Below are 12,236 nucleotides of genomic sequence, written 5' to 3'. Positions count from 1 at the left end.
CGGTTGCTCGTTTTTTCCCACTTATATTCGCGGTATCTCACGCAAGTCTGTTAAACATGGTTTTCTGATCATGCCTTTAGCTTAGTGAGAAGTTTACAACCCTTTCTAGTTGCCGCAGGGCTATTTTATTCTTTAGGCTAACAATGTTCTCTAATGTTGAAACACTGGAGGTGAAGAAAAAATGATGCGTGCCCTCACCCAGGATGAGTATGAAACTGAGCTTAAGCCAATTGTTGAGCAACTCACAATCGAACTCAAGGGCGATCAAATACTGGAGACTTACTTCACCGACAAGCTACTATCGCGTCATATCATCTATCCTTGTGATACTCAAATTGACGACGACTTGGTTTTTGCCCTTGCAGACGTTATGCGTTCCGTTCATGACCCTGGACTTTATGTTGATTTTGAAGGCAGAACAACTTATATGAATCGCAGGGGACTATTAGAGACAACACCTAGCTCATACTACTATGTCCCTACCGCTCAGGTAGAGTACGCCTTCAATGATGAAGGAATCGCTCAAGAGTTTATGGACACAGAAAGACCTTCTCTCTTTGCCGATAGGTACATTCTATACTCAGCCCACAAGCGATGGGTAATGGTAGTCGAGCATGGAGCACACTGTGCGCTATGGGGGGGCGACGAAGCCTTGGCGGATCTTCTGACGTTGAAGTGTAGCCAAATCGGTCGTCCCATTCAGGAGTTTTTGTCATTTTGGAAGCCAGATGTTCCGTTTATGGATGCTGAGTTTGAGCTTGGAGCGTCTTATGCTTGGATAGTCAGGCTGCTAATTCATGTTTATGGACACGAGAAGGCGATGAGCCTGCTATGTGAGTCAGGTTTTTAGTTGATTAATGATCGCGCTAGAGAACTTTATGGACTTTGAAACCGGATTTCAACAACCTGTCTAACCATCAGCATCACAAACGCAATTAGATGGAAACCTGCTAAAGCTCATAACATCCTTTAAGCTAAACTTGCTCTGCAAGCCTGACTGACGATTTTGATCAGTTCTTCGGCGGTGTAAGGCTTGGGTAAGAACGCTGAACTTGCTACCCCAGCAGTTTGAGAGCTAGAGACCAGTCCACTAACGGCAACAATTTTGACCTGCGGATTAATTTTTTGTAGCGTGCTAATGGTGATCTCACCATCCATTACAGGCATCATCATATCCACCAGCACCAAGCTAATTTTGTCTTTGTGCTTGATGTAAAGGTCGAGCGCCTCAATGCCATCGCAAGCGGTCAGCACCTGATAGTTGTAGGCTTCTAACAACACTTTGTTGCTGTCACGGATAGCCGCTTCGTCATCCACCACCAGCACCAGTTCATTATTTCCTGCTAAGATTTCTGGATCGTTTGTCTCCTCAGGTTCGGCTGCGATCGCAGCGGGAAAAAATAGATTAAACTGTGTTCCCCGTCCAACATCACTAGACACCGTCACAAAACCACCGTGACTCTTCATGATGCCAATAACAGTAGACAGACCCAGCCCTGTGCCTTTACCAATTTCCTTGGTCGTAAAAAACGGCTCAAACATTCGATCTAGGGTTCCTGGCGGAATACCCGTCCCGGTATCAGCAACCGTTACTTTAATGAAGGAACCCGCCTTAGCATCAAGATTTGTTTGGGTACACTTTTCATCGAGCAACACATTTTCCGCAGAAATAGTCAACGTACCTCCACCGGGCATGGCATCCCGAGCATTGACACAGAGATTCATCAACACCTGATGGAGTTGAGTGGCGTTTCCAGTCATCGTCCAAAGCGCTGGAGGAAGATGTGTATCAGTCGTAATTGATTTTGGAAACGTCTCTTCCACAACATGCTGAGTTTCTAAGATTAACGGCTCCAGGTGAAGAACCGCTTGTTCTCCTTCAACGCCTCGGGCAAAGAGTAAGACTTGCTTGACTAGAGCCGCTCCGCGCTTTGCGTTGATCTCCATCATTTTCAGGAGCCGTCGATTATGTTCATCTAAGTGAGGAAATTTTATCTGCAACAGTTGAGATGTTGCTAGAACAGGAGTGAGAATGTTGTTTAAGTCATGAGCTAGACCGCTCGCCAGCGTGCCGATGCTTTCCATGCGTTGGGCACGCAGAAATTGAGCCTCTAGTTTTTTCTTGTCTGTGACATCGGTGCTGACGACCAAAATCGATTTGGGTTTGTGGTCATCATCGCGCATCAGCGTCCAGCGACTTTCAACAATGACTTCTTCGCCGCTTTTTGTTACCTGGCGAAGTTCTCCAGACCATTCGCCCTGGTCAAACAGAATGTTTTGAGCATTCTGAAATTGAGGTAAAGGGTGCTGGTATAGCAATTCATCTGTTTCGCCGAGAACATGGTCTGTGCTCCAGCCGTAGAGTCGCTCCGCACTTTTGTTCCAGAACAAGATTCGACCCTCTAAATCTCGCACCAAAATGGCGTCTGTTGCAATGTCTAGCAGCGCCGCTTGTTCCCGAATTTTTTGTTCGGCTCGCTTACGCTCGATCGCATATCTCAGCGATCGCACGAGGACATCGCCCGTCACTTGATCCTTCACCAAATAGTCCTGTGCGCCTGCCTGGACTGCATGAATGGCGACTGTTTCGTCATTTAAACCTGTAATGACGACGATCGGCGTATTTCGAGCGCGACTGTAGAGGGTGACAAAGGTTTCCAATCCCTGAGTATCGGGTAAAGAAAGATCTAGCAGAATGACATCAAAATTGCCTTCTTGAAGCCGTGTCAAACCACTACTTAAGCGATCGACCTGCTCTAGCCCAAACGCCACCGAGGGTACATCCACCAAGAGTTCCTGCAACAACCGCGCATCGCCAGGGTTGTCTTCAATGAGCAAGACTTTAATCATCTGATCATTCATATCTTTACTCTGCTGGAAGTTTTACGATGGTGAGCCAAAACAGTTCAATCGAGCGAACAACTTTAATAAACTGCTCTAAATCAATCGGTTTTGTGATGTAACAATTGGCATGAAAGTTATAGGCTCTGAGAACGTCTTCCTTTGATTGAGACGTGGTTAGAACGATTACCGGAATCCGTTTTAAGTGTGTACTGAATTTAATTTCTGCAAGAACTTCCCGCCCATCTTTACGGGGCAGATTCAAGTCGAGCAAGATTAAATCGGGACGGGGAGAGTGACTGTAGTTCCCTTGCTGCTGCAAAAATTCGAGCGCCTGAACCCCATCTTCAACGACACTCAAGTGGTTGAAGATATTGCCCTCCCTCAGAACTTCCTGGGTCAGTCTGACATCACCAGGATTGTCTTCCACGAGCAAAATCTCGATCAGTCTTTCAGGACATTCGGTACTCAAAATTGATGACTCCGTCATGCTTGCTCTGGAATGGTAAAACAGAACGTTGAACCTTTTCCAGGTTCAGACTCTATCCATATAGTCCCATCATGCCGCTCTATAATTTTTTTGCAAATTGCTAACCCAATTCCTGTTCCTGGATATTCGGCTCGATTATGCAAACGCTGAAAGATGACAAAAACTCGGTCAGCGTATTGAGCTTCAATGCCAATGCCGTTGTCTTGGACTCGAAAGAGCCAGTTCTCGGCTTGAGATATGGCTGAAATATGAATGGTTGGAGGAACTACGCTGCGAAATTTAATGGCATTACTAATTAGATTCTGGAATAGCTGCGTCAGTTGGGTACTATCTGCCACAACTTCGGGCAACTCATCCCAGGTAATGGTTGCTTGATTCTCAGCAATGGAGAGCTTGAGGTTCGCGATCGCTTGCTTGACGCTCGCCGTACAATCGATATGCTCAAATGCTTTACCGTGAGTTCCGACACGTGAATAGGCTAACAAGTCATTAATCAGCGTCTTCATCCGAGCCGCTCCCTCTACCGCATAGCCAATAAATTCGCTGGCGTTTTCATCTAAGCGATCTTTATAACGGCGCTCCAATAGCTGGAGATAGCTCGTGATCATGCGCAACGGTTCTTGCAGATCGTGAGACGCAATGTAGGCAAACTGTTGTAGATCAGCATTAGAACGACCGAGTTCTTGACGCTGACGAGTCTCTTGATCTAGTAATTGCCCTTGAGTGATGGCGATGCCAATCTGATCGGCGAGTTGCTGAAGCAGTTCTGCTTCAAAAGAAGTCCAGGAACGAGGAGCGCCACATTGATGAGCAATCAGCAATCCCCAGAGTTCTGATTTGATTAAAATCGGCACCACTAATTTGGCTTTGACCTGAAACTGTTGCACAAACTCGATCAAACAAGACGGAACATGCTCTTTCTGATCGGTGACATCTGGAATATTACAGACTCGTCCCTGGCGGTACTGCTCTCGGTACTCGATGGGAAACACCTCTTCCGGAAATTTTCTCCCTAGCACGGGCGACCAGCCTGGTAATACCTCCTCGGCAACTCCGCTCCCGCTTCCATCTGCCCATAATTGATAGATCAGCACGCGATCGGCCTGCAAAATTCTTTGGACTTCGGTAACGGCGGTTTGCAGAATTTCGTCAAGATTTAACGACTGACGAATTTCGAGGGTGACTTCTGCGAATAGCTGCGATCGCTGATACTGACGCTGCAATTCTTCCTGCGCCATTCTTCGCGTCGTAATGTCCTGAAAATAAACCGATATCCCATTTTTGGCAGGATAGGCATGAACAGCAAACCAAACATTTAAAGGGGGATAAAATTCTTCAAATTCAACGCTGATTTGTTGGGTTGCGACACGATGATATTTCTGATAAAACGGCGAGTGAATGGCTTCGGGAAACTCATCCCAAATGTTTTTACCTAACAAATCCTCTCGCTTTCGTTGCAGGAGCGGCTCTGCTTGGGGGTTTAAGTAAGTAAACCGCCACTCTTGATCGAGCGCGAAAAACCCATCTGTAATGCTTTCTAGAATGTTCGTGGCTCGGCTGCGTTCGGCTTCTGCTTCGGCGCGAATGGCTTGTTCGCGTGCCATTTGTTCTTGGAGTTGCTTGGTAAGCTGTCGAAGCCGCAAATGAGTTTGAACGCGAGCAAGTACCTCTTCTTGCTGAAAAGGCTTTGTAATATAGTCTACTGCCCCTAGAGCAAAGCCTTTTACTTTATCCACCGTTTCACTTAGTGCCGTCATAAAGATGACTGGAATGTCTGCGGTGGCATGATTCGCTTTCAACCGACGAAACGTTTCAAATCCGTCGATGTCGGGCATGAGAATGTCAAGCAAAATCAGATCGGGTAATGCATAGTTGGCCGTGTCGATCGCGCTTTCGCCATCCTCCGCCACCAAGATTTTGAAGTCGGCGTTGATGAGAGAATCAAATAACACTTCTAAATTTGTAAGTGTGTCATCCACAATGAGGACGACGCCCTGATCAGCCATAAATTTTCACTCAATCATTTCAATCAGTAATTTCAATCGGTCATTTGGAATTGTTTAATAAACTCCAGAATTTGTCGTCTTCTAAACGTTTTTGTGAGTTGGCGGAGATGCGCTGCAAAGGGTATCCATTGCGAATCGCGTGATTCCAGTTTAGCGGCTCGCTCTGCGATCGCTCTCAAGTCACCCATCCTGGCTAAATCTAGTAAAGCCGCAATTTCTTCGGCAGGGGGAGCAATCATTGGAGCTTGAGGAGTGAGCAAAGATGGACTCGTGCGGTTTGATTCAACACGGTTTGGCTCAATGCGGTCTGGCTGTGGGCGGTTTAACTCGATGGAGGGTTCATAAATCCATTCCAGCTTCAGGTGAATCGATAGCTGCTCTAGTAGCTCTGCTTCCCGAATGGGTTTCGACAAAAAACCATTGCAGCCGACGCTCTGGCTTTGCTGTTGATCCATTTCAAAGACACTTGCCGAGGTCGCAATAATCACCGTCTGCTGTAAGTCTGGAGAGAGCCGGATCTGACGAGTTGCCTCAAACCCGTCCATCGTCGGCATGGCTAAGTCCATTAAAATTACATCCGGCTGAAACTGACGCGCCTTTTGCAGGGCGTCTTGACCGTCGGTTGCTTCAAACACCTCAAACCCAAGCGGCTGTAGCAGATTGATTAACACCAGACGATTTGGCTCTTTGTCGTCTACAACCAGGATGGTTTTGCGATCGCCGTTGAACCCACGAATCGTAGCACCAGCGATCGTAAAATTTGACAGATGACACACTTCAGCCAGGTCTAAATCAAACCAGAAAATACTTCCTTTTCCCGGAGCGCTTTGTGCCTGGATATCACTGTCCATCAGTTGAACCAGTTGGCGGCTGATCGCCAATCCCAATCCGGTTCCTTCCGTTCGCCCGCGCTGTTCGCCCACTTGTCTAAAGGGCAAAAAGATTTCCTGGAGCTGCTCTTGGATGATGCCAACGCCCGTGTCTTCGACTTGAAATCGAATTTTTGAGGTGAGGCGAGTGTTTGGCTCAAAGGCCGATAGATAGCCAACTTTGAACGTGACCTCCCCTTTCTCCGTGAATTTAACCGCATTGCCCAACAGATTTAACAGAACTTGCCGCAATCGTTTTTCGTCTGCCTGAACTAATTGGGGCAATGGCGACAGCGCGCTATACGTAAAAGCAATTCTTTTTTGTTCAGCCCGAATTCCACAAATGGCTACAATTCCCTCTAGAAACTCCGAAAAGTAGAAATCATCGAGGTGAAGTTCCATTTTTCGGGCTTCAATTTTAGACACATCTAAAACATCGTTGATCAACATCAGCAAATGTTCGCCGCAGCGACGAATGACCTTGATCCCATTCTTTTGTAAGTCTGTTAGCGCCGCATCCTTCCCCAGAATTTGGGCATAGCCTAGAATGCCGTTGAGCGGCGTGCGGAGTTCGTGGCTCATATTAGCTAAGAATTCGCTCTTCGCCCGGTTGGCCGCATCCGCCACTTCTTCTGCCCGTTGGCGTTCACTAATTTCTTGTTGCAAATGCAAATTTTTAGCTTGCAATTCTAGGGTTCGCTTTTCTACCTTTGCTTCTAAGGTGCGATTCGCTTCTGCTAAGTCAGTATACAGCCGCGCATTTTCGATCGAGATCGCCGCTTGAGACGAAAGTAATTGCAGAACTTCTAGTCGCTCTGGGGTAAAGGCTGCGATCGTCAAATTATTCTCTAAATAAAGAACACCAGTCAGCTTGCCTTGATGCAAAATGGGCGCACACAACAGGGACTTGGGTTGCTGTTCTGCAATATAAGCATCTAGTGTAAAAGCCCCGTCATGGGTGGCATCACTTAACACAATAGGCTCGCCCGTTCTCGCCACATAATTCACAACAGACATGGGGCAAAGAGCGGGTAATGCGATGCCTTCAGAGTTGCGCGAAGTGCTAATTGCTCTAGGCTGCTCGACGGTTATTTGATTATGATCAATAGTTCCAGATGCTTCAATCTGCAACTCTCCCGCTTTTTCTAACAGCAAAAATCCTTTTTCTGCACCAGCATTCTGAATGACAAGTTGCATAAACTTGGTCAGCAGTCTATCGAGGACAATCTCGCTAGAAAGCACTTGAGACGCTTTCATAACAGTCGCGAGATCTAACGTTTCAGAATACTTTTTAGTTGTAGTGTAAGATCGCGGATTGTCCTCGCTTGATTCTCTCGGCTGTCGAGAAAAAATGTCGGGATGCTGTGCTTCTAAACGTCTGACCTTAGCCGTTGCGCCCCAACCCACATAGCCATAGTAAGCATTACTCAAATATTCTTTAGCAAATTTAGTTCTGTTAATCGAGAAATAGAACTTTGCGGCTCGCTCATTCGCGATCGCTTCTTCTTGGAGATATCCGTGCTCTTTAGCGCCTGCGATCGCGCGATCGTATAAATCCATCGCATCAATCCGATTCCCCAACAGCTTCGCCGCCTCTGCCTCAACTAGATCATACTTATGCCGGAAATTCATCGGAGCATGGTTTGCCCAGACGAGCATTTTTTCCTGATTGCTTCTCACTTTGCTGAGAATATTTTGCGCCGCTGCCGATGACGCAATTGGCTCCGCCAAGCTCGAAAGCCTCGCAAGATGAACCAACGAATCGTAGAAGTAAAACACAGGGACAGCCAAGAATGCCGTCACTCCATCTAAATAGTCTTCGGCTAGCGCAGCGTTTTCTAGAGCTTGCTGATGCTCTTCAAATAAATAACAAAGAATGAGTTTATTTAAATAAAGATAGTGCAGACCTGTTCTATCATTTGCTGCTTGAAGAATGGGTAATGCTTTCTCTTCATTGTAGGCATTCCCGACTAAACAGAATGGATGCTCAGAAGGGTGCAGCAAATTAAGCACACTCTGCTGAAAAATCTGATTCCAACTCAAAGCATTTTCTTGATTCAGTTGAGCCAGCGCATCGCTAATCATCGCCATTTCTGGCTCAAGTTTTGTGAGTTCTTGACCGATAAAATAGGAATATTGGCAGCGTTGCATAGCCGCATACCCACCATATTCAAAGTGTCCGTTCTCTAGTCCACTTTGATATCCGTTCAGTAATAGTGGTAGCGTTTCTCTAGCATGAACTCTGCCATGCACCGTACATGATCCGCCCACAAAAAGTGTACTCGTCTTGAGCGCTAAAATGTTGAACCGTTCGACTAGATTAAACGCTAGTTGACCAAACTGATACGCGGACTCAGGATCATGCATGATCCCGTTTAAAATGACTCCGTAACAAACATAGCCATAGGCTGAAAACGGAGCATTGCCGTAGCGAATCGATAGATTTACCTGTTCGCAAATCACTAATGGAAATAGGGTCGGCGCAGACTGATAAGTAGGAGAACCTAAGCTGGTGAGCATCTGCACGGCTGCCAGTTTATCGGGTTCTGTCATTGTTGGTAAATCAATCAAACCTGAGATGTTCTTCCCAGCCAAATTTGCGGCGGTCTGAGCGATCGTCTGCTGGATCTCTAAAGGACTCGGCGACGCTGGCAACTTCATTCCCAGTAGATCTAGCGCTTGTAAGCCAATTTCGACCGCTTCAAGCGGTTTGAGTTGCGCCATACAAGCTTGAATTTTAATCTCATACACTTTCATCTTATCGATCGCACTGTTCGCCTGCTGCAAGACACGGGTTGCCCATTGCTCCATCTGCTCAAAGTTGCCATTGAGATAGGCCGTCTCGATCGCGGCTTCGTAGAGCGCCAGCGTTAACGGGTACTGCTGCTGCCAACTGTTAGCGCTCAATAGGCTCAATCCCGCTTTTAGGTAGCGAATCGCAGATTCATACGCCGTTGCTGCTTTCGCTTTCTGCCCTGCCATCAAATTGAGTTCAGCTAACTCATCTCTTTCTGACTCTAACGTTAGTGAATCAGCCCCATAATTAAGGTGATTCACTAACGCAAAAATGTTTTCTTTACGGTCTTCCGGTGGAGTATTGCGAAGCAGTAATCGACCAATTTTAAGATGTGTTTCTTGCTTCTGCGACTCTGGAATGAGGGAATAAGCGGCTTGCTGCACCCGATCGTGCAAAAACTTGTAACCCACTTCTTTAGGAAGATCAGCTTGCAGCGTGTCTGAAGCTTCTAGCATGAGGGGAATTTTATACGCTTCAGACAGCGGCAGAATTAAACCGGCTTGTAAGGCTTCCCACAAATCTTTTGCCGTTTCGGATTGAGATTTTTCATGCACGATCGCTAAAACATCTAGCGTGAAGTGGTCACCAATACAAGCCGCTAATTTCAAAATATTCTGCGTCGTTCGCGATCGCTTTTGAACTTGACCCACCATCAACTCAACCACATTTTCAGTGATGTCAATGTTTTGCAGATCTGCCATATCCCACTGCCATCTGCGGTGACTGAAATTGAATGACAGCAACTGATCTTGATGAAGGGAGTTGAGCAGTTGAGTCAGAAAAAACGGATTGCCCTGAGTTTTGTTAAACACCAGGTTCGCCAAAGGTTGGGCGGCGGTAAGGTCAGTGCGGAGGGTATCCGTGACTAATTGGTTCACATGCGCTTGGGTTAAAGGGCGAAGGATAATCTGATTTACCGTTGCGCCGCTCTGTTGAATCTGCTCTAAGGTTTGTAGCAATGGATGGGTGGCGCTAACCTCATTGTCTCGGTAGGCTCCGATCAGTAGTAAATATTGGCATTCTGGATCAGCCACAATCCGTTCAACCAATTTGAGAGAAGACAGATCTGCCCATTGCAAATCATCTAGAAACACAACTAGGGGATGTTCGGGTTGACTAAAGACCCGGATAAATTGTTGAAAGACTCGATTGAATCGGTTTTGGGATTCGGATGCCCCCAACTGAGGAACGGCGGGCTGCGCTCCAATAATCCGTTCTACTTCAGGAATGACATCGATCAGAACTTGACCATTTGAGCCGAGCGCGTCTAACAGCCGCGATCGCCAATCAGCGATATTGCGATCGCTCTCTGTCAAAAGCTGCCGCATCAATTCCTGAAAGGCTTGAATCAGAGAAGCATAAGGAATGTTTCGCTTAAATTGATCAAACTTGCCGGAAATAAAATAGCCGCGCGAATGCCCAATTTTTCTCGAAGCGTGCGACGCGTTTTCTACAAAGTTGCGCTTTGCGCTAATCAATTTGTGAACTTCGTTGACCAAAGAAGACTTGCCAACCCCAGAATAACCACTCACGAGCAGCATCTCCGTGCTGCCAGCCTGAGCGCGACCGAAAGCATTGATCAACACCTGAACTTCCGGTTCGCGTCCATACAACTTCTGCGGAATCGAGAATTGACTGTATAAATCCAGCTCTCCAATCTGAAAGGGAGCAATGTCACCCGCCGTTTGCAGCATTCTTAGACACACTTCTAAATCTGCTTTCAGCCCTAGCCCGCTTTGGTAACGTTCTTCTGCGGTTTTAGCCAGCAATTTCATCGCTAGGTCAGACACGGCTGAAGGAATGCTGGGATTCAGCGCTTCAGGAGACGCCGGAGTTTTCGCAATGTGGCAGTGAATCAGCTCTAAAGGGTCAGCGGTTTGATACGGCAGTTGACCTGTTAGCAGTTCATAGAAAGTGACACCCAACGAATAGAAATCAGTCCGGTAGTCGATCGAGCGATTCATTCGCCCAGTCTGTTCGGGTGACATGTATGCAAGTGTGCCTTCAAGCAAATCAGAAGGATTGCTGGTTTGATTTTCTCTTGATAAATAAGAAGCAATACTAAAATCAATAATCTGAACTTGCTTTCTGGAATTAATAATGATGTTGTGAGAATTAATATCTTTATGAATAATATTGTTTTGATGCAGTTGCGCCAAGGTTGAAGCCAGTTGAATCGCAACTTGTAAAAAGCAACTCAACTCCAAGGGCTGACCTGCAAGAGATTTTGCTAACGATTCCCCTTTAAAGTCTGACAAAATGAGAGCCAAACCATTCTGATGATTCTCCAGTGCCAGAGGTTTAATGACTCCATCAATGTTTAGGGATTGAAGGATTTTGAACTCGTGCTTTAATCGCGTTAATTCCTCAATGGTGGGATGCTCAGATCGGAGTGTTTTGATCACCACAGAGTAACGCTCTGGCTCTTTAGAAGCACGATAGATGACGGTGTTTGCCCCTTCATACAGTACTTCTGATAAATTGCAGCCAGCGATATTCATAGCAACGTTTTTCTTTGTCTAAATTACTAAATTTGCCTAAATTACTAAATTTCCAAACTGCTTAAGCATTAGTTAATTTGTTCTAAGCGCAATTTTGCCTATTCCAGCAACATAGCACAATGCCTTAACCTACCAGATCAGGCTGAGGGTTGTGTTGCGAAAACGAAACGAATTGAGGCTACATTCTCTTTGATTGCCGCTTCTTATCTGGCAAGTTCAAGTCTGGCAAGTTCAAGCCTATTAATGTAGGCCATTCACATGGAACAGATAGCGATGATGAGTTGCGCCTGTTTTATACCAAATTTATAGAACTTCCGCCTTGACCAGTGAACAAGCACCAAAGCTACTCCGCCCTAACTCAGGCGTAGTAAGAGCAAAATGGGAGGAGAAGCCTGATCTTCACCTCTTAAAGACGCGAACAGGTTTCTGGTGAAGCAACGCCATACTCTCATTGGTATCGCCAGGAAAAATGGATCTAACTTGTTCCACCACGGAGATCATGTACTCATAATTTGGGACTGAAGCATTGGGGACAAATCCTGCTTCTCCATATAGATCAGAGGGCGTCTCACTCAGAATCTTGTGCATTGCGTCTTGCTGGTTTCGCTCTAAGCTAGGGCTAATTAAGACGACACCCGATGGAACGCTGTGAGCATCTGTAAATAGAATGCGAAACTGTGACTAGGGCGAACGCATACGTTTCTTCATAATTTGCGGGAAGGTTTAGAAGGC

At 46.3% G+C, this 12,236-nt stretch carries 5 protein-coding genes; 1 reads left to right on the top strand and 4 read right to left on the bottom strand.

Annotated elements, in window-relative coordinates; all coding sequences use genetic code 11:
- Window positions 1–181 precede the first annotated feature (181 nt).
- Window positions 182–850 (top strand): hypothetical protein, encoded by a 669-nt coding sequence (locus AC5JLB_RS26530; protein WP_495876831.1) that lies wholly within the window; start codon window positions 182–184, stop codon window positions 848–850.
- Between the two features lie 119 nt (window positions 851–969).
- On the opposite strand, the gene AC5JLB_RS26525 is transcribed toward AC5JLB_RS26530, so the two are convergent.
- The 4 genes from AC5JLB_RS26525 to AC5JLB_RS26510 are packed head-to-tail and all read right to left on the bottom strand — an operon-like array spanning window position 970 to window position 11,504.
- Complete coding sequence (locus tag AC5JLB_RS26525) at window positions 970–2,862, bottom strand: hybrid sensor histidine kinase/response regulator (RefSeq protein WP_495876830.1); 1,893 nt, start codon at window positions 2,860–2,862, stop codon at window positions 970–972.
- 4 nt (window positions 2,863–2,866) lie between these two features.
- The gene (locus AC5JLB_RS26520; protein WP_495876829.1) at window positions 2,867–3,331 is read right to left on the bottom strand and encodes a response regulator; all 465 of its coding nucleotides are present in this window, start codon (window positions 3,329–3,331) and stop codon (window positions 2,867–2,869) included.
- The gene (locus AC5JLB_RS26515; RefSeq protein WP_495876828.1) at window positions 3,328–5,337 is read right to left on the bottom strand and encodes an ATP-binding protein; all 2,010 of its coding nucleotides are present in this window, start codon (window positions 5,335–5,337) and stop codon (window positions 3,328–3,330) included. Before AC5JLB_RS26515 ends, AC5JLB_RS26520 begins: the two co-directional genes overlap by 4 nt.
- Window positions 5,338–5,369: 32 nt before the next feature.
- On the bottom strand, window positions 5,370–11,504 hold the full coding sequence (locus tag AC5JLB_RS26510) for a hybrid sensor histidine kinase/response regulator (protein WP_495876827.1): 6,135 nt from the start codon (window positions 11,502–11,504) through the stop codon (window positions 5,370–5,372).
- Window positions 11,505–12,236 lie beyond the last annotated feature (732 nt).

This window comes from Myxacorys chilensis, assembly GCF_059505265.1.
Note: the sequence above shows the minus strand (reverse complement) of the source record. Positions and strands in the feature narration are given on the sequence as shown.

What these genes read in the sequence shown, in the direction of transcription:
- AC5JLB_RS26530 (WP_495876831.1), top strand. Translation starts at nt 182, where the DNA reads ATGATGCGTGCCCTCACCCAGGATGAGTATGAAACTGAGCTTAAGCCA.
- AC5JLB_RS26525 (WP_495876830.1), bottom strand. Translation starts at nt 2,862, where the DNA reads ATGAATGATCAGATGATTAAAGTCTTGCTCATTGAAGACAACCCTGGC.
- AC5JLB_RS26520 (WP_495876829.1), bottom strand. Translation starts at nt 3,331, where the DNA reads ATGACGGAGTCATCAATTTTGAGTACCGAATGTCCTGAAAGACTGATC.
- AC5JLB_RS26515 (WP_495876828.1), bottom strand. Translation starts at nt 5,337, where the DNA reads ATGGCTGATCAGGGCGTCGTCCTCATTGTGGATGACACACTTACAAAT.
- AC5JLB_RS26510 (WP_495876827.1), bottom strand. Translation starts at nt 11,504, where the DNA reads ATGAATATCGCTGGCTGCAATTTATCAGAAGTACTGTATGAAGGGGCA.